The following is an 18,194-nucleotide window of genomic DNA, read 5'->3' as shown; positions in this document are numbered from 1 at the left end:
CTTTTGGCGGGAAAGTATACAGGGCAGGGCTGCAGGCCCCGCCCCCTTTGCAAGGAGGTTCAGCGGTATGCTGGAAAAACTGCGTCATCACGGACAGATGTCCGACGCTTTGCGCACCATGGTCTTTCTGACCCTGTCCGGCGGCTTCCAGGACGGATACACCTACATGGGCCGGGGTCAGGTGTTCGCCAACGCCCAGACCGGCAACGTGATTCTGTTCGGGGTGCACCTGTGCAGCGGGGAATGGGCCGCCGCCCTGCGGTACCTGACCCCGGTGGTGGCTTTCGGGGCGGGGGTGTATTTCTCCGCCTGGGTCCGCCACCGGTTCGGCGAAGGCCGCCGGCTGCACTGGCGCCAGCTGGTGCTGGGCATCGAGATCCTGCTGCTGTTTGCGGTAGGCTTCCTGCCCAACACCCTGGACATTGCGGCCAACGTGCTGGTCAGCTTTGTGTGCGCCATGCAGGTGCAGGCCTTCCGCAAGGTGCGGGGCAACGCCTACGCCAGCACCATGTGCATCGGCAACCTGCGCAGCGGGGTACAGTGCCTGTTCGACTGGCGCCACAACGGCGATGCCGCCGCCCTGCGCAAGGCCCTGCAGTACCTGACCATCATCACCGTCTTTGCGGTGGGGGCCGTGTTCGGCTCGCTGCTCTCCCAGACGGTGGGGGTGCGGGTCATCTGGTGCAGCTGCGCCCTGCTGGCCGTGAGCTTTTTCCTCATGTTCTCCCGGGAGGAAGAGGCCTGAGGGGCCTCAGGCCGGGACCTCGCGGCCGAAATTCTGGACCTTCTCGATGAGGAAGGAGGACAGGGTGACGGTGATGAGGGAAAAGGCGATGCGCCAGGCCGGGATGTAACTCAGCGAAAGGGCCAGCACGGTCAGGTCGGTGAGCAGATAACACCGGGCCAGACCCCAGCCGGACAGCTTGTGGATGACCAGGGCCAGGGCGTCGTCCCCGCCGCTGGAACCGCCCTGCCGGATGATGAGGCCCACCCCCACCCCGATGAACAGGCCGCCCAGGATGGCCGCCGCCAGAGGCTGGGCGGACAAATCCGGCAGCAGGTAGGGCAGGGATTCCCACACCTTGAACCAGGCGGCCATGGCCGCGCTGGACACCAGGGCGGTGCACAGGAACCCCGCCCCCAGTACCTTCAGCGCCGCCGCGTAGCAGGCCAGGTCCAGCACCGGCGACACCAGGGAGGCAGGCAGGCCGGTCCAGTGGTTGACGAAAAGCAGCATGCCCAGCACCCCGCCCTCGGTGATGCCGGTGCGCTGGTGGATGTTGTGCAGCCCGAAGGTGGCGATGCCGGCCCCCAGGACCAGGAGCGCCAGACGCCGGGGCGTGAACTGCCGGCGCAGGCGGTCCGCCGCCTGCCGCAGCCATTGGTTGTTTTTGTTCAAGATACTCACCTCTCACCTGTAGGATAAACCATGGAACTGTTCCAGGGTCAAGCGGTCAAAAAAGAACGTCCCCGTGCTTTTTGAGAAAGGCATGGGGACGTTTTTTCGGTTTTATCAGCAGTGCCGGTCCCGCTGCAGGTCGATCCAGGCAAGGTCGCCCCGCTCCAGGCCGTGGATGAGCACCTCGGCGGTGGCAATGTTGGTGGCCACCGGGATGGTGTGCATATCGCACAGCCGCAGCAGGTTCACGGCGTTGGGTTCGTCCGGGCGCGCGCTCACCGGGTCCCGGAAAAACAGGAGCATATCCACCTCACCGCAGGCGATCATCGAGCTGATCTGTTCCGCGCCGCCCCGGCCGCCGGGGTACAGGCAGCGCACGGGCAGGCCGGTGGCGTCGTGCACCACCTTGCCGGTCACGCCGGTGGCCACCAGCTCGTTCTGGGACAGAACGCGGATATAAGCCGTACAGAACTGGGTCATCAGTTCCTTGCGGGAATCATGGGCGATCAGAGCGATCCGCATGGGGGAATCTTCTCCTTTATACAAAAATGGAACCGCGGGGAGCGGTGATTGAATCTATGATACGGTAGAAAGAGAAAAAATGCAAGCGCCGGACGGATTTCGGGCTATTTTTGCACGAAAATTCCACCTGTAACCGAGCAATTTTCACAAGGCCAGGCGTAAAATTTTGGCCAAACCGCGCGGCGCCGCCGTGCTATAATAAGTAAAACCAATCTTGAGGGGCGCTTTCTGCGCCCGAAAGGGGAGAATTCCTGATGAAACGTTCCGCGCAGACCGTGATCCGTGAAGGAGCCTATTACACCATCGCCGCCGCCAACGGCCGCGTGCTGGAGGTGGCCGATTTCAACACCGAGAACGGCGCATCGGTGCGGCTGTGGAGTTATGAGGGACAACCCTGGCAGCAGTGGACCTTTGAGGAGGCCGCGGAAGGCCAGTATCGCATCCGCAACCGCTTTACCGGCAAGGTCATGGACCTGGCCATGAGCGGTGTGGTCAACGGCACCTGGGTACACCAGTGGAGCAAGACGTCCGGCGCGGGGCAGCGCTGGGAACTGGTGCCCGCCGAGGGCGGCCGGGTGAAGATCCGCAACGTGCTGGCCGACAAGGTCATCGACCTGGTGGGCATGCGGGTGGACAACGGCACCCAGGCCCAGATCTGGCAGGACGTGTACGGGGAAAACCAGCTGTGGAAGCTCACCCCCGTGCCGGACAAACAGCTGAAAGACCCGCCCCCGGCCCCGGTGCGCACCGCCGCCCCCAAATCCACCCGCACCCAGACCGGCAAGGGCGCCAAGGCCAAGAAGACCTCCGGCAAGGGCGCCCGCCGTGCCGCCAGATAAACCACGCTGAACCAGACCTTTTCGCCCCGTCCGCGGCTTGCCGCGGGCGGGGTTTGCTGGTATAATGAGGGGTAGACTGTCCGCCCCCGGCCGGGTCCGGGGCGCGGTTCCTTTGTGTTTGTGACCGAAAGGTTTGGGTATGACCTACTATTCCCTTGTATTTCCCCTGTTTTTTGCGGCGGCGGTGCTGGTGTTCTGGCTGGTGCCGCCCAAAGCCCGGGAGGCCGTGCTGCTGGCAGCCGGGGTGCTGTATATGGCCAGCTGGGGCGGGGTATCCCTGGGGGTGCTGGCCGCCGTGACCCTGCTCACCTGGGCCTGCGGCCGGGGCACGGCCGCCGCCGGCACCCCCGCCGGACGACGGGCCTTCCTGGTGCTGGGGCTGGCGGTCAGCGCCGGGTTCCTCTTTGCCCGCAAGGCTCTGCCCCTGCTTGCCCCCGGGGCGACCCTGGTCACCCTGACCGGGCTGGCCTTCTACGCCCTGCAGGCCGCCTCCTATCTGGCAGACGTGTACACCGGCAGATGCCCGGTACAGAAAAACCTGCTCCGCTATGCCGTGTACATGAGCTTTTTCCCCCGGGTGCTCAGCGGCCCCATCGGTCGGGCGGAGGAATTCTTCCCCCAGCTGGACGCCCTGCGCACCGGACAGCGCCGGTGTGAGCCGGCCCAGGTGCGCCGGGGCCTCATCACCATGCTGGGCGGCTGGGCCGAAAAGCTGGTGCTGGCCAACCTGCTCTCCGCCTGGGTCAACGCCGTCTATGCCCAGTGGACCCAGTGCAGCGCCCCGGTGGTGCTGGCGGGCGGGCTTTTCTTCGGCTTTTCCCTCTACTTTGACTTTGCGGGGTACAGCCACCTGGCCCTGGGCGCCGCCCGGGTGCTGGGCATCGAGCTGGCCCCCAACTTCCGCCGCCCCTACTTTGCCCAGAGCCTGGGCGAGTTCTGGCAGCGGTGGCACATCTCGTTGTCCGGCTGGCTGCGGGATTACATCTACATTCCTCTGGGCGGCAGCCGCCGGGGCACGCCCCGCCGGGTGCTCAACCTGCTCATCACCTTCACGGTCAGCGGCCTGTGGCACGGCAGCACCTGGCAGTACCTGTTCTGGGGGCTGCTCCACGGGGTGCTGCAGAGCATCGGCGCCCTGACCAGGCCGCTGCGCCGCCGGTTTGCCGGCAAAGGCGGCGCCGCTGGGGTGTGGGCGCGCCGGCTGTTCATCACCCTCTGCGCCAACGGGGCCTTCCTCTTCTTCGGGGCGCCCAGCCTTTCCCAGGGCTTCGGCATGGTGGGCCGCATCCTCAGCGGTGCCCCCGGGCTGGGGGCGCTGGACCTGGGGGTGTCGGGCACCGAGCTGGCCTTTGTGCTGCTGGCCATGGTCCTGGCTTTCTGCCTGGACCTGGCGGCCGAGCGGGCGGAGAACGCCGGTTCCAGCCTGTACGACCGCTTCGCCGCCCTGCCCGGGGCGGTGCGGGTGCCGGTGCTGCTGGTGCTGGCCGTGACCGTGCTGGTCTTTGCCTGCCGCCTGGTGGGCACGGACGCGGCTTCCTTCTATTATGCGCAGTTTTAAGGGAGGGCCGCAGCCATGAAAGCATTTCTTCTTCGTCTGGCGGCCTTTGTGCTGGCCGCCCTGGTGTTGTTCTGCGGGGTGCTGGGGCTTTCGGCCTTTGCCCCCTTCTCGGAAATTTTTGCCAAGCTCACCGATTCCACCGGGTACTCCGCCTCGGCCAGTGAGGAGATCGGCGGCCACATCGCCAACGTGCAGGCCGACGATGGCGCCGCCGCCCTGATTCTGGGGGACAGCGTCTGCTGGCAGGTCTTTGACCCCTTCAGCCTGTGCAACACCGCCTACCGCATCGACGGCAGTAACCGGGCGGTGACCCTGGCCGGACAGTATCTGCTGGCCAAAGCCTTTCTGGACGCCCACCCCGGGGCCACCGACGTGTATCTCATCGTCACGCCGGAGAGCTTTTCCGCCGGATTTGACGCCGGCTACGGCTACCAGTACGCGGCGGCCCCCTTTGCCGCCGCCGGACTGCTGGGCGGCCTGGACGAGACCACCCGGGCGGAGCTCACCGCCGCCTACGGCGCGCCCTTCCTCACCGGGAGATTTGCCCGGTGGGCGGACGCCTCTCCCCTGGTGAAAAAGCTCTACCTCAACGCCCTGGAACTGGTTCCCCGGCAGGAGGAGACCGGGCCGCTGACCCCCATGGCCGCCCGCAACCTGCGGAATCTGGCCGCTTTGTGCCAGGAGCGGGGAGCGGTCTTCCACCTGCTCTGCGCCCCCCTGGCTGACACCGGGGACCGCCGCAGCACCATGGCGGCGCTGGAAGAGGCGTTCCGGGCGCAGGGGCTCTACGACAGTTATTCCGCCTACTTCACCCGGACGCCCTGGTATGACCGGGGGCTTTTCGGGGAGGACGGCATCCATTTTGACAATTCCGTGGCCGATATGGATTTCTGCGCCGGGGTGGTGCGGGACATCCAGGCCGCCACCGGCCTGCTGGACGGGCTGGTGCTCAGCTACGACTGATTTTTCCGTACCCTACTATTTGACCTTTGGAAAGGCGGTTTCCCCATGCAGTTCAGTGAACTTTCGATCCGTGAACCCATCCTGCGGGCCACCCGGGAGATGGGCTTTACCGAGATGACCGAGATCCAGCAGAAGGCCATTCCCCTCATGCTGGACGGCCATGACATGATCGCCAAGGCCCCCACCGGCACCGGCAAGACGGTGGCCTTCGGCATTCCGGTGCTGGAACAGGTGGCGGACGCCCCCGCCGGCGCCCCCAAGGCGGTGATACTGAGCCCCACCCGGGAACTGGCCCAGCAGATCGCCCAGGACCTGCGCAACCTGGCCCAGTTTCTGCCCCAGGTCAAGATCGTCTGCGTCTACGGCGGCGCCGGCATGGACAAGCAGCAGCGCCAGCTGAAGGCAGGCTGCCAGGTGGTGGTGGCCACCCCGGGGCGGCTGATGGACCATTACCGCCACCATGCCATCGACCTGTCCGGGGTGGAGACCATCGTGCTGGACGAGGCCGACGAGATGCTGAACATGGGCTTTTACAAGGACGTGCGCCACATCATCGACCTGATGAAGCACCGCAGGAGCCTGTCCATGTTCTCGGCCACCATCAGCCGGGAGGTGCTGGACATCGGCTGGCTGTACCAGAAGAACGCCGCCGAGGTCAGCGTGCAGCCGGTGGAGGATTCCAGCCCCAAGATCGACCAGTACAAGCTGCTGACCACCGGCCGGGACAAGCTGGCCGACCTGGCCCAGATCATCATCTCCGAAGGGTACAAGCGGGTGATGGTCTTCTGCAACACCAAGTACAACACCGGCATGCTGGCCAACCAGCTGGCCCGACTGAACTTCAACGTGGATTGTCTCCACGGGGACCTGTCCCAGGCGGAGCGCAACCGGATCATGCAGCGGTTCAAGGCCGGGGAGATCGCCGTGCTGGTGGCCACCGACGTGGCCGCCCGGGGCATCGACGTGTCCGACGTGGACGCGGTCATCAACTACGACGTGCCCGAGGAAAACGAGCACTACACCCACCGCATCGGCCGCACCGGCCGTGCCCGCCGGGAGGGCGCCAGCTATCTCTTCTACACCAAGGAGGAGACCAAGCGGGTGGACACCCTGCTGCGCCTGACCCGCAACACCGACGACTGCCGCCCGGTGCACTTCGACTTCAACCATGAGAAGCTCATCGTGGAGGAGAACACCCCCACCGACCGCTTCCAGATCAAGTGCTATTTCTGAGTGAATCCCATGCAAGAGACACTGTATCATAACGGCCGCGTGTATTGCGGCGACGGCCGCACCTGCACCGCCCTGTGGGTGCGGGACGGCCGGGTTTTCCACACCGGCGGGGAAGAACTGCGGAAAGAGGCCGACGGCATCCCCGCCGTGGACCTGGCGGGGGGCTGGGTGTTCCCCGGCTTCAACGACAGCCACCTGCATCTGTTGGATGTGGGCCGGGGGCTGGGGGCCATCGACCTGTTCGGGGCCGATTCTCCCGCCGACATCGCCCGCCGCTGTGCCGACTTCATCCGCCGCCGGAACATTCCCGCCGGACGGGCCATCTACGGCAACGGCTGGAACCAGGACAAGTTTGCGGGCGCCCCGGTGCTGCCCACCCGGGCGGACCTGGACACGCTGGTGCCGGACCATCCCCTGCTGCTGGACCGGGTGTGCGGGCACATCATGGTGTGCAACACCGCCGCCCTGAAAGCTGCGGGCATCACCGCCGCCACCCCGGTCCCGGAAGGCGGGGGCATCGACCTGGGCCCGGACGGGCAGCCCAACGGGCTGCTGCGGGACAACGCCGTGGCCCTGGTACGCAAGATCCTGCCCGCCGAGAGCGTGGAGGACATCAAGGCCGAATTTGTGGCCGCCTGTGCCCGGGCGGTGTCCAAGGGGCTGACCACCGTGCAGACCTGCGACATCCGCAGCCGGGACTGGCCGCTGGTGGTGCAGGCCCTGCGGGAGCTGGACGAGGCCGGACTGCTGCCCCTGCGGCTGGTGCTTCAGTGCGCCCTGGACACCCCGGAGGACTACCGGGCCTTTCTGGATGCCCACATCCAGGACGGCCGGATGTGGAAGGTCGGGCCCCTGAAGCTGTTCCTGGACGGGTCCCTGGGCGCCCGCACCGCCTGGATGCGCCGGGACTACGCCGATGAGCCGGGGCAGCGGGGGCTGTGCTGCCTTGGCTATGACGCCGCCCTGACCATGGCCCGCATGGCCGACGCCGCGGGCAAACAGGTGGTGGCCCATGCCATCGGGGACGCCGCCGTGGACGAGATGCTGAACGTTATCGAAGCCCTCTGCCCCCATGGCGAAAACCCTCACCGCCACGGGGTGGTGCATTGCCAGATCACCACCCGGGACCAGTGGGACCGGTTTGCGGCGCTGCAGGCCGGGGCGCTGGTGCAGCCGGTGTTCCTGGACTACGACCACACCATCGTCACCGCCCGGTGCGGGGCGGAACTGGCCGCCACCAGCTATGCTTTCGGCACGGCGGTGCGGCTGGGGGTGCCGGTGAGCTACGGCACCGACGCCCCGGTGGAGGACCTGGACCCCCTGCGCAACTTCTACTGCGCCGTGACCCGCCGGCCCCTGGCCGGGGGCGCGCCCTGGCAGCCGGAAGAATGTGTGACCCGGGCCCAGGCCCTGTACTGCTACACCCGGGGCGGGGCGTACAACGAGTTTGCGGAAGCCGAAAAAGGCCTGCTGCTGCCGGGATATCGGGCGGACTTTGTGGTCCTGGACGGGGATCTGCTCACCGTGCCGGAAAAGCAGCTTTTGCAGCTGCGGGTGCTGGCTACGGTGGTGGGGGGACGGGCGGTTTATACTGCCTGATATTTCCTTCTCCGGCTGACGGGGAAGCGACTGGCAACCAGAGGGTCCTTCCTTTTGTGACCAAAAGGAAGCGAAAAGGAAGGACCAAACGGCTGCCAGCCGTTCCCCCCGGCAGACACCCGCCTGCCAAAACAAAAAAGAATCCGCCCCCGGGCAGCCGCCATCTTGCGGCACACCCCCGGGGGCGGAATTTTTGGTTTTCAGCGCGGAAAAACGGGACCTCAGTTGCCCATGTATTCGCTCAGACGCAGCACGTTTTCCTGGCTGCCGGACACGATCATGGCATCCTCGGCGCGGAAAACATAGTCCGGGTGGACGGTCTCGATGACCTCCGGGCCGTTGACGATGGCAATGATGTTCATGCCGAACCGGGCACGCAGGTTCACCTGGGCCACCGTCTGGCCCACGAACTTCTCCGGCACCAGGAACTTGGTGATGTTCACCTTCTCGCTGAGCTGGATGAAGTCCAGCATGCGGGAAACTTCCAGCCGCTTGGCCAGCCGCACCGCCATGTCCCGCTCGGGGTAGACCACCTCGGCGCCCAGACGGCGCAGGATCTCCCCGTGCTCGATGCTGGTGGCCTTGGAGATGACCTTGGGAATGCCCAGGTCTACCAGGTTCAGGGTGGTCAGAATGGACGATTCCATATGCTCGCCGATGCACACCACCGCCACATCACAGTTCTGGATGCCGGTCTCTTCCAGGGACTTCTTGTCCAGATTCTTGACCACGATGGCGTTGTCGGTGAATTCCCGCAGTTCCCGGACCTTCTCCTCGTCGTGGTCCAGGACCAGCAGGTCCGCCCCCGCTTTGGCCAGTTCCTTGGCCAGGGCGGTTCCGAACCGGCCCAGACCCACAATGCCATAGGACTGCTTTTCTGTTTTGGATTTGCCAAACATAGCTTTTTCTCCTTCTGTTTAACCGATCGAGATGTTGCCCTCGATGTAGCGGGTGCGTTCGCCCCGGGTGAAATGCCACAGGGTGGCGATGGTCAACGGGCCCAGACGGCCGATATACATGATGAGGATGCTCAGCAGCTTGCTGGGGATGCTGAGCCCGCCGGTGATGCCGGTGGAAAGGCCCACGGTGCCGAAGGCGCTGACCACCTCGAACAGGATGTCCCGCAGTTCCAGCTGGGGCTCAAAGACGGTCATCAGGTAGGTGCCGGTGACCACCACGCCCAGCGCCAGCAGGGTGATGACCGCCGCCTTGCGGAAGCTGTCCCGGGGGATGGCGTAGTGGAAAGCCTTCTCGCTGCGGTTGGTGGCGGCGGACTTGATGCCCTGCATCAAGGTGAAGAAGGTGGTGGTCTTGATACCGCCGCCGGTGGACCCCGGCGAGGCGCCCACGAACATCAGCACGATCAGCACCAGCAGGCCCGCCGTGGAAAACTGCCCCAGCGGGTAGGTGGAAAAGCCGGCGGTACGGGCGGACACGCTGTGGAAGAACGCCCCCAGCCAGGTGATGTCCTCGGTGGCTTTGAGCAGCAGCGTGCCGACGATGAGCAGGAAGGCGGTGGTGGTCAGCACCACCTTGGTGTGCATCGAAAACTTTTTCCAGCGGAACCGCACGGACCACATCTCCCGGATGACCAGGAAACCGATGCCGCCGAAGATGATCAGCGCGCAGGTCACCAGGTTGAGCAGCACGTCCTGCTGGTAGGGGATCAGGTTCTTGCCGCCGCCCAGGATGTCAAAGCCCGAGTTGTTGAAGGCGGCCACCGAATGGAAGATGCTGATGCCGATAGCCTCGGGCATCGGGCGGGTGCGGGCGAAGGAGATCAGGCTCAGCAGCGCGCCCAGCCCTTCAAACAGCAGGGTGGTCGCAAAGATGCTGCGCACGAACTGCACGACCCCCCGGCCGGAGTCCAGGTTCATGGCCTCCCGCACCAGGTTGCGCCCGCGCAGGTTGACCCGCCGGCCCATCAGCAGGATGATGCCGGCGCCCACGGCGGTGACACCCAGGCCGCCGATCTGGATCAGCGCACCCAGGATGAACTGCCCCACCGGGGTGAAGGTGTCGCCGGCATCCACCGCGATCAGGCCGGTGACGCAGACAGCACTGGTGGAGGTATACAGCGCGTCGATGTACTGTAAGTCCACCCCGGGGCGCACGCTGCAGGGCAGCATGAGCAGCAGCGACCCCAGCAGGATGGCCAGGGCAAAGCCCAGGGCGATGATCCGCGGCGGGGTCAGATGTTTGGTGATCTTGGTCATGTGTTTACAGTCTCCCTTGGCGGGCGGGGGTCATTCGCCGTACATGCGGTACCCGACGCCCAGTTCATTGGCAATGTAGGGGTTTTCGCCGGGGCGGGCCCCCAGCTTTTTGCGGATGTTGGCCATGTTCACCTGCAGCTTTTTCACGCTGCCGGCGTCCGCCGTGCCCCACACACCCTGGATGATGGCGGAATAGGTCATCACCTTTCCGGCGTGCTGGGCCAGCAGGGCCACAATGTTGTATTCGGTCTGGGTCAGGCGCACCGCCGCCCCGTCCAGGCTCACGTCCCGGGCGTCGTAGTCGATGCGCAGCCCCCGCACCTGGAAGCACTCCCCGGGGGCGGCAGGGCCGGGACGGCGGTCCCGCAGGGCCGCCCGCACCCGGGCCAGCAGTTCCCCGGTGCCGAAGGGCTTGGTGATGTAGTCGTTGGCGCCCAGGTCCAGGGCCTGGACCTTGTCCCGCTCGTCGCTGCGGGCGCTGAGCACCAGGATGGGCGCCGCGCCCCCCGCCGCCCGCACGGTGCGGATGAAGTCGGTGCCGTCGGCGTCGGGCAGGCCCAGGTCCAGCAGCACCAGGTCCGGACAGTGGGAGGAGAACATCATCTTCCCCTGGGCGCAGGTGGCGGCGGTGAGCACCTGGTAGCCGTTGCTTTCCAGAATGGCGCCCATGAAACTGCGGATGTTGGCCTCATCGTCAATGATGAGGACCTTGTATTTGTTGTTGCTCACGGGTCAGGCCTCCTTCTCGGCGGGATCGGCGTCGGGGTCCAGGTCCAGGGCAAAGCGGAAGACCGCGCCGCCCTGGGGGCGGTTGCCCCCGGTGATGGTGCCCCCGTGGGCCCGGATGATGGTGGCGCACACCGAAAGCCCGATGCCCATATTCTTGTGGCCGTCGGCCCCGTCCATCCGCCCGTCGAACAGGCTGTCCAGCCGGTCCCGGGGAATGCCGCAGCCGTTGTCCGCCACCTCAAACACCGCCTTGCCGTCCTTGCAATAGACCCGCAGTCCCAGCTCGGTCATGCCCGCGGCGTGCTGCACCGCGTTTTCCAGCAGATTGATGATGACCTGCTCGATGAGCACCGCGTCCATGGGGATGCTGAGGAAATCCTCCGGGATGTCCACCTGCACCGGCTGGCCCGGGTACCGCTTGCGGAACTTGATGAGCACGCTGTCGATGAGTTCCTCCAGCACGGTGGGGGTCTTGACGATGCGCACCTTGCCCCCGTCGATGCGGGTGACCGAGAGCAGGTTTTCCACCATCCGGATGAGCCAGTCCGCCTCCTCCCGCACCTCCCCCAGCAGCTTGATCTGCTGGGCCTTGGGCAGGCGGTCATAGTTTTCGATGATGGCGGAACAGGAACCGTAGATGGTGGTCAGGGGGGTGCGCAGGTCGTGGGAGATGGCCCTTAACAGGTTGGCCCGCATGGATTCCCGGGCGGTCTCGCTGCGCACCTGGTCCTGGCGCTTGCGCTGGGTGGTCAGGGTGCTGGTGATGATGGTCACCGCCAGCATGATGGCGGTGGAGAGGATGTTTTCCGGCACGGTGAAGTTGAAGACAAAATACGGGGCGGTAAACACATAGTTCACCGCCAGCACGCTGATGAGGGAGGCGGCGATGCCGTAGGTATAACCGTCGGTGACCAGGGCGATCAGGTCCACCGCCAGCACGAAGATGGCCGGCACCAGGGTCTGGGACGGGGTGGTCTGCTGGAGCAGCCAGCATCCGGCCAGGGCCCCCGCCAGGATCAGCAGGGTGACGGCCGCGTCCCGCACCACGGCGCGGGGATTGAACATAGGTGCCTTCCTCCCTTTCTACGGCCCGCAGGCCGCCGATGCTATTATAGCATACCCCGGGCAAAGATGCGGCTAAAACCGCCCCCCGCGGATTCCTTACAGACTACCACGTTTTGCCGGTTCTGGCAAGAGCCAAATAAAAAAGCCGTTTCCGGCGCTGGGGCGCCAAAAACGACCTTCTCTTCTCCGGCAGGAGCGGGTCTCAGTTGCCGGCGCATTCCGCGCACAGTCCGGTCACGATGAAGTTGAAACTTTCCGCCTTGATGCCCGGGCAGGACGCCACCAGCTCACTGAGTTTGTCGGTGGATACCGGCAGGTTGCTCACCCGCTTGCACTTGCGGCAGTACAGGTGCTGGTGCTCGGTCAGTTCCCAGTCAAAGCGATCCGCTTCCCCCGGGACCCCGATGCGCCGCAGCTTGCCGGTCTCCACCAGCAGGTTCAGGTTGCGGTACACCGTGCCCAGGCTCAGGTGCGGACAGTTTTTCCGCGTGAGCTGGTAGATCTGGGCGGCGGTCATGTGCTCCCTGGTCTTCTGGATCGTCTCGATGATCAGTTGTCTTTGCCACGAATAATTCATTTTTTTCTCACCAACCTGTAAACTGGCGAATACGACGTATTCGCATATACACTATAATACTATACTTCTCAGCGTGCAACCGTCAAGATGTGCCAAAAGAATTTTCAGCCTGCAGCCGCGCTTTTCCTTCCCCGGGCTTTTTTTCGGGCGCGGGCTGTGGTATACTGTTGGGGACAGCAAACGCAAGGAGGTCTTTTGTCCATGCCGGGTTTTGTGATCCTGATCCTGGTGTTCGTGGTGCTGGCCGTGGCCATCGTTTTCATCTCCAACCAGGAAGGCGGCTGGCACGGGGGCTGCGGCGGCAACTGCGCCGCCTGCCGCCATCGCTGTGAGGACGCCGCCGACCCCAAGAATCCCCAACACAAAGAAAACTGACCCAAAGGCTCCCGGCTTGCGGCCGGGGGCCTTTTGTGCAAGCGGCGCCGGGGTGTCAGGCGGCGGCTTCCCCGATGATGTCGGCAATGGCGGCGGCGTCGGTGCCGGTAAGGCGCCAGGTATAGGTGATCTCGCTCACCGGCATGGCGGCGTCTTCGGCGGTGTCCTGTCCGGCGGCGGGCTGCCGCACCCGGGAATAGGTGGTGCAGGACACAGCCAGACCGTCCTCCACTTCAATGGTGTAGCGCAGTTCCTCATACTGCGCCCGGGCGGCACTTTCCCGGGCCTGCCGGCGCTCCTGGGCGTCGCTGGCCAGACCCCGGTCGATGAGGGCCTGTTCCTCCGCCTCCATGGCCGCCAGCTGCTCTTCGATCATGGCGGGGAAGGCCCCTTCCCCGATTTCCACCGTGTACACCCCGTCGGATCGGGTCACGGTCACGTCCTTCTCCTCCTCCGGCCAGCTGACCAGGGGCATCCAGGTCAGGTTGGCCGCCGCCGCGATGCCGGTGTCGTCCCGGGACCAGCTTTCGCCGTCAAACCAGTAGTACACCCCGTCGATGAGGGCGGAGCCGTTCTCAAACAGCGGTTCCCCGTTCACGTCGTAGGTGGCCATCTTCTGCATGGCATCGTCCCCGGTGCGCCACATGCGCTGGGTCATGCTCAGGCCGTCGGCGGGTGTGTTTTCCCCTTCCACCGTCATTTTTGTGTCGGCCACCACGGCGTAGTCGGGCAGGGCGGCGGTGGCGGACAGCGCCGCCAGCACCTCGGCCGCGGCGGCGCTGTCATGCCGGGAACAGCCGCCCAGAAGCAGGCACACCGCCAGCAGCAGGGCCGCGGTGGGAATGCGGGTGTGTTTCATGGGGTGCACCTCCTCATTTTGCACGAAACTGCGAGTATATCCGGTTTCAGTATACCGCGGCCCGGCCTGCCGCCGCAATATGCAGGCTGGCCAAAAAACACCGCCGCCTTTTGGCGGGGCGGACAGCCCCCGCCCGGGGTGCGGAATTCTGTTGGATAAAAGGAGCGTGGATGTCCCTTGCAAACCGTCCGAAACGCCTTCAAAAGCAGCCTGCCGGTGCTGGCGGGATACCTGGTGCTGGGCGCCGGGTTCGGCATGATGATGAAAGCCGCCGGCTACAGCCCCTTCTGGGCCCTGGCCATGAGTGTGTTCGTTTACGCCGGGTCGATGCAGTACGCGGCGGTGGGGCTGCTCAGCGGCGGGGCCAGTCTGGTCACCCTGGCCCTGACCACCCTGATGGTCAACGCCCGACACCTGTTTTACGGCATCTCCATGCTGGAACCCTACCGCAAGGCCGGAGCGGCCAAGCCCTACCTGATCTTCGCCCTCACCGACGAGACCTATTCCCTGGTGTGCGACGGCCGACGCAGCGTGCGGGAATGCCTGCTTCTGTCCCTGTTTGACCAGCTGTACTGGGTGGCGGGCAGCGTGGCCGGGGCCCTGCTGGGGGAGGTTGTCCCCTTTTCCACCCAGGGGGTGGACTTTGCCCTGACCGCCCTCTTCCTCACCGTTTTCACCGACCAGTGGCTGCACAGCAAGACCCATTTCCCCGCTTTGTGCGGGGCGGGGGTGTCGGCGGTGTGTCTGGCGGTCTTCGGCCCCGACCGGTTCCTGCTCCCGGCCATGGCGGGCATCACCGCCCTGCTGCTGGCGGGGAGCCTGGGGCAGAAACAGGACACCCGGAAGGAGGTGACCCCGGATGAATGACCCGTTGTATCTGGCAGCGGCGGTGGCCGTCATGGCCCTGGTCACCGCCGCCCTGCGGTTTGCCCCCTTCCTTTTGCTGGGCGGGCGGCGCACCCCCAGGCTGGCGGTGTACCTGGGCCGGGTATTTCCCTGCGCCACCGTGGGCATGCTGGTGGTGTACGGGCTCAAGGACCTCTCCTTTGCCGGGGCGGGGGGCTTTGTGCCCCAGCTTCTGGCGGGGGCCCTGGTGGTGGCCAGCTATCTGTGGAAGCGCAATTCCCTGCTGAGCATCGTGGGCGGCACCGCCTTTTATATGGTACTGGTGCAGACGGTGTTCTGAGCCTCAGCCGCCTTGCGAAACGGGGGCAAAGCGGGTATACTAGATTTAACTATTTCCCAACGGGAGGAAAACGTATGACGGCCGATCGTTTTCGTTTTGACGGGCAGACGCCCTGCACCCTTTCCGACCTGCCCACCGGCGCCGGAGACGCCCGGGAGGACAAACCCAGATACCTGAGCCGCACCGCCGCCAATCTGGAGGAGATGGGCCGGCTGCAGGACGGCTTTTACGCCGACGGGCGGGAGGGCCTGGTCATCATTCTGCAGGCCCTGGACGCCGCCGGCAAGGACAGCACCGTGAAGCATGTGATGGGCGGGCTGAACCCCCAGGGGGTGACGGTGCACAGCTTCAAGCAGCCTTCGGCGGAGGAGCTGGCCCACGATTTCCTGTGGCGGGCCAACCGGGCGCTGCCGCCCCGGGGCGGCATTGCCATCTTCAACCGCAGCTACTACGAGGACGTGCTGGTGGTGCAGGTCCACGACCTGCAGAAGACCTACCGCATGCCGCCCCGCACCACCGAGGCGGGCCAGCGGGAATTTTTCCGCCGCCGGTACCGCCAGATCCGGGACTATGAGCGGTATCTGTACGAGAACGGATACCGGGTGCTGAAGATCTTCCTCAACGTATCCAAGGAGAAGCAGAAGGAGCGGTTCCTGGAACGCATCGAGACCCCGGCCAAGAACTGGAAGTTCTCCGAATCCGACCTGAAGGAGCGGGCGCTGTTTGACGAGTACGCCCAGGTCATCGGGAAGGTCATCACCGCCACCGCCACCCCGGACTGTCCCTGGTATGTGATCCCCGCCGACCAGAAATGGTATACCCGGTATCTGGTCAGCGAGCTGGTGGCCGACGCCCTGCGCCAGAGCTGCCACGAATATCCCACCCTGTCCGACGAGACCCGGGCCCGGCTGCGGGAATGCCGCCGCCAGCTGGAAGAAGAAGACTGAAAGAAGGAGGCGAAGCATGGCGCCGATCCGTGTTTTGCAGGTGATGCCGGCCATGGACGCCGGCGGTATGGAGACCTTTGTGATGAACGTCTACCGTGCCATCGACCGCGACCTGGTGCAGTTTGATTTTCTGTACCATTACGACAAGCCCTGTCTGTACGACTATGAGATCCAGGCCCTGGGCGGGCAGATCACCAAGCTGACCGTCCGGCAGGACAATAACCTGCCCCGGTATCTGCACCAGCTGGACGCCTTTTTTGCCGCCCATCCGGAATACCGCATCATCCACGGCCATTACAGCGGCTTCGGCATGTTCTACAACGCCGCCGCCCGCCGCCGCGGGGTGCCGGTGCGGGTGGGCCACAGCCACAACACCGCCTACGAGCCCAACCTGGTGGGCAAACTGGACAAGCTGATGAGCGCCCGGTTCAACAAGGACCTGACCGACCGCTTTGCCTGCAGCCGCAAGGCCGGGGAGATGCTGTTCGGGTCCAGCCCCTTCACCGTGCTGCCCAACGGGGTGGACACCGACCGGTTTGCCCACCCCGCCCCCGACGCCCGACAAAAGCTGCGGGAGCACCTGGGGGTGCGGGAGGACGAGCTGCTGCTGGGGCATGTGGGCCGGTTTTCCGCCCAGAAGAACCATGCGGGGCTGCTGCGCATCTTTGCGGCGCTGCTGCCCAAGCAGCCCAACGCCCGCCTGCTGCTGCTGGGCGGCGGCGCCCTGGAAGGGGAGATCAAGGAGCTGGCCAAAGCCCTGGGGGTGGCGGACAAGGTGATCTTTGCGGGGGTGCGCACCAACGTGCAGGCCTTCTACGCCGCCATGGACGCCTTTTTGCTGCCCAGCCTGTTCGAGGGGCTGCCGGTGGTGCTGGTGGAAGCCCAGGCCGCGGGCCTGCCCTGCTTTGTGTCCGACACGGTGGACCGGGGGGCGGCCTTTGCCTCCAACGTGACCTTCCTGCCCCTGAAGTCCCCGGACATCTGGGCCCACGCCATCCATTACAGTGACCTGACCCGCAACCCCAACGCCCAGCAGCAGGCCATGGACGCCGGGTTCGACATACATACCAGCGCCCGCATTTTGCAGGAATTCTATCTGCGCCGCTACCAGGAGGTGCAGGGATGAGCGCCGGGGCGGCCCTGGCCGCCGTGGTGGTGCCGGTGTACAACGCCGCCGCCTACCTGCCCGCCTGTATTGCCGCCATCGCCGCCCAGACCATGCCGGATTTCCGGTGCTACCTGGTGGACGACGGCTCCACCGACGGTTCCGGTGCCCTGTGTGAGCAGGCTGCCGCCGGGGACGACCGGTTTTTTGTGCTGCACCAGGCCCAGTGCGGGGTGTCGGCGGCCCGCACCGCCGGGGTGCGCGCCGCCCGGGCCGACGGGGTCAGCTGGGTGGCTTTCTGCGACGCCGACGACCTCTACCACCCGGAATTCCTGCGCACCCTCATCGGGGCGGCCCGGTCCAGCGGCCTGCCCGCCGCCTGCTGCCGGTACGACAGCTTCACCGACGCCCCGCCCGCCGACGCCCCCGTGCCGGAGGAGGCCCAGCGGATGATGGCCCCCGACCACCTGGACGCCCTGCTCCACGACCACCGGGTGGATTTCAGCCTGTGCAACAAGGTGTATGCCGCCCGCATCCTGGACCCCGCCGACTTTGACAACGGCTTTGCCTTCAACGAGGACCTGATGGCCAACTGGCAGGTGTTCAACAAGATCGAGGGCTGTGCCTTTGTGGATTTCGACGGCTACCATTACCGGCAGCACGCCGCTTCGGCCAGTCACCGGCCGCTGGCCCCCGCCAGCATCGACGAACAGCGTCGGGCGGCCATCTACATCCGCCAGCACGCCGCCCCCGAAATGCAGGAATCGGCGGATGCCTTCTACTATGAAAAGCTGGTCTATCTGGCCAGCATGATCCTGCGCCGGGAGGACGCCGACCGCTACCGCATCCAGCTGGGAGAGCTGTGCGTGGGCATCCGGGCAGGGCTGGAGGACAAGCGGCTGGGCCGCAACCCCCGGCTGCCTTTGTCCATCCGGGTCTCGGCCTTTGCCACCGTCCACTGCACCGTGCTGTGGGCCGCGGTCTGCCGCCGCCTGCTGAAAGACCGACGCTGAAAGGGGCCC

General features: G+C 65.5%; 20 protein-coding genes. 12 read left to right on the top strand and 8 right to left on the bottom strand.

The window, feature by feature from the left end; genetic code table 11:
* Nucleotides 1–67 precede the first annotated feature (67 nt).
* Nucleotides 68–745, top strand: coding sequence for a YoaK family protein (locus AC127K_RS07730; RefSeq protein ID WP_294542228.1), 678 nt, complete (start codon nt 68–70; stop codon nt 743–745).
* 6 nt (nt 746–751) lie between these two features.
* On the opposite strand, the gene AC127K_RS07725 is transcribed toward AC127K_RS07730, so the two are convergent.
* Nucleotides 752–1,399 (bottom strand): YitT family protein, encoded by a 648-nt coding sequence (locus tag AC127K_RS07725; protein ID WP_294542231.1) that lies wholly within the window; start codon nt 1,397–1,399, stop codon nt 752–754.
* A 114-nt stretch (nt 1,400–1,513) separates the two neighbouring features.
* Nucleotides 1,514–1,921: a methylglyoxal synthase gene (locus AC127K_RS07720; RefSeq protein ID WP_294542233.1), complete on the bottom strand. Its 408-nt coding sequence runs from the start codon at nt 1,919–1,921 to the stop codon at nt 1,514–1,516.
* A 254-nt stretch (nt 1,922–2,175) separates the two neighbouring features.
* On the opposite strand from AC127K_RS07720, the gene AC127K_RS07715 reads away from it, so the two are divergent.
* The 5 genes from AC127K_RS07715 (at nt 2,176) to AC127K_RS07695 (ending at nt 8,113) form a co-directional block, all read left to right on the top strand.
* Nucleotides 2,176–2,760, top strand: a complete 585-nt coding sequence (locus tag AC127K_RS07715) for an RICIN domain-containing protein (protein ID WP_294542243.1) — start codon at nt 2,176–2,178, stop codon at nt 2,758–2,760.
* A gap of 139 nt (nt 2,761–2,899) precedes the next feature.
* Entirely contained in the window at nt 2,900–4,318 is a 1,419-nt protein-coding gene (locus AC127K_RS07710) for an MBOAT family O-acyltransferase (protein ID WP_483720102.1), read from the top strand.
* Nucleotides 4,319–4,333: 15 nt separating this feature from the next.
* Nucleotides 4,334–5,281, top strand: coding sequence for a hypothetical protein (locus AC127K_RS07705; protein WP_483720101.1), 948 nt, complete (start codon nt 4,334–4,336; stop codon nt 5,279–5,281).
* Between the two features lie 45 nt (nt 5,282–5,326).
* Complete coding sequence (locus AC127K_RS07700) at nt 5,327–6,514, top strand: DEAD/DEAH box helicase (RefSeq protein ID WP_294542257.1); 1,188 nt, start codon at nt 5,327–5,329, stop codon at nt 6,512–6,514.
* A gap of 9 nt (nt 6,515–6,523) precedes the next feature.
* On the top strand, nt 6,524–8,113 hold the full coding sequence (locus AC127K_RS07695) for an amidohydrolase (protein WP_483720100.1): 1,590 nt from the start codon (nt 6,524–6,526) through the stop codon (nt 8,111–8,113).
* A 221-nt stretch (nt 8,114–8,334) separates the two neighbouring features.
* Here AC127K_RS07695 and AC127K_RS07690 read toward each other — a convergent pair whose 3' ends face one another.
* The 5 genes from AC127K_RS07690 to AC127K_RS07670 all read right to left on the bottom strand — a co-directional run bounded on the left by AC127K_RS07690 (nt 8,335) and on the right by AC127K_RS07670 (nt 12,700).
* Nucleotides 8,335–9,012, bottom strand: coding sequence for a potassium channel family protein (locus AC127K_RS07690; protein ID WP_483720099.1), 678 nt, complete (start codon nt 9,010–9,012; stop codon nt 8,335–8,337).
* Nucleotides 9,013–9,030: 18 nt separating this feature from the next.
* Nucleotides 9,031–10,329 carry a TrkH family potassium uptake protein gene (locus tag AC127K_RS07685; protein WP_204648682.1) on the bottom strand — a complete coding sequence of 433 codons (1,299 nt, stop codon included), beginning with the start codon at nt 10,327–10,329 and terminating at the stop codon, nt 9,031–9,033.
* Between the two features lie 30 nt (nt 10,330–10,359).
* Entirely contained in the window at nt 10,360–11,058 is a 699-nt protein-coding gene (locus tag AC127K_RS07680; RefSeq protein WP_294540568.1) for a response regulator transcription factor, read from the bottom strand.
* Between the two features lie 3 nt (nt 11,059–11,061).
* Nucleotides 11,062–12,123, bottom strand: coding sequence for a sensor histidine kinase (locus AC127K_RS07675; RefSeq protein WP_294540566.1), 1,062 nt, complete (start codon nt 12,121–12,123; stop codon nt 11,062–11,064).
* A 202-nt stretch (nt 12,124–12,325) separates the two neighbouring features.
* A complete protein-coding gene (locus tag AC127K_RS07670; RefSeq protein ID WP_294540564.1) occupies nt 12,326–12,700 on the bottom strand; it encodes a Fur family transcriptional regulator in 375 nt (124 codons plus the stop codon).
* 201 nt (nt 12,701–12,901) lie between these two features.
* On the opposite strand from AC127K_RS07670, the gene AC127K_RS07665 reads away from it, so the two are divergent.
* The gene (locus tag AC127K_RS07665) at nt 12,902–13,075 is read left to right on the top strand and encodes a FeoB-associated Cys-rich membrane protein (protein WP_294540563.1); all 174 of its coding nucleotides are present in this window, start codon (nt 12,902–12,904) and stop codon (nt 13,073–13,075) included.
* A gap of 55 nt (nt 13,076–13,130) precedes the next feature.
* On the opposite strand, the gene AC127K_RS07660 is transcribed toward AC127K_RS07665, so the two are convergent.
* Nucleotides 13,131–13,934 carry a hypothetical protein gene (locus tag AC127K_RS07660; protein ID WP_483720098.1) on the bottom strand — a complete coding sequence of 268 codons (804 nt, stop codon included), beginning with the start codon at nt 13,932–13,934 and terminating at the stop codon, nt 13,131–13,133.
* Between the two features lie 177 nt (nt 13,935–14,111).
* Here AC127K_RS07660 and AC127K_RS07655 point away from each other — a divergent pair, with 177 nt between their 5' ends.
* From AC127K_RS07655 to AC127K_RS07635, 5 genes are all read left to right on the top strand, one after another.
* The gene (locus AC127K_RS07655) at nt 14,112–14,801 is read left to right on the top strand and encodes an AzlC family ABC transporter permease (RefSeq protein WP_294540559.1); all 690 of its coding nucleotides are present in this window, start codon (nt 14,112–14,114) and stop codon (nt 14,799–14,801) included.
* Nucleotides 14,794–15,120, top strand: coding sequence for a branched-chain amino acid transporter permease (locus AC127K_RS07650; RefSeq protein WP_294540557.1), 327 nt, complete (start codon nt 14,794–14,796; stop codon nt 15,118–15,120). The genes AC127K_RS07655 and AC127K_RS07650 overlap by 8 nt, the downstream gene beginning before the upstream one ends.
* Before the next feature lie 74 nt (nt 15,121–15,194).
* Nucleotides 15,195–16,067: a PPK2 family polyphosphate kinase gene (locus AC127K_RS07645; RefSeq protein WP_483720097.1), complete on the top strand. Its 873-nt coding sequence runs from the start codon at nt 15,195–15,197 to the stop codon at nt 16,065–16,067.
* 16 nt (nt 16,068–16,083) lie between these two features.
* Nucleotides 16,084–17,193, top strand: coding sequence for a glycosyltransferase (locus AC127K_RS07640; protein WP_483720096.1), 1,110 nt, complete (start codon nt 16,084–16,086; stop codon nt 17,191–17,193).
* On the top strand, nt 17,190–18,185 hold the full coding sequence (locus AC127K_RS07635) for a glycosyltransferase family 2 protein (protein ID WP_483720095.1): 996 nt from the start codon (nt 17,190–17,192) through the stop codon (nt 18,183–18,185). Before AC127K_RS07640 ends, AC127K_RS07635 begins: the two co-directional genes overlap by 4 nt.
* The last annotated feature ends 9 nt before the right edge of the window (nt 18,186–18,194 follow it).

The sequence above is a fragment of the Subdoligranulum sp. DSM 23681 genome (assembly GCF_057005535.1).
Note: the sequence above shows the minus strand (reverse complement) of the source record. Positions and strands in the feature narration are given on the sequence as shown.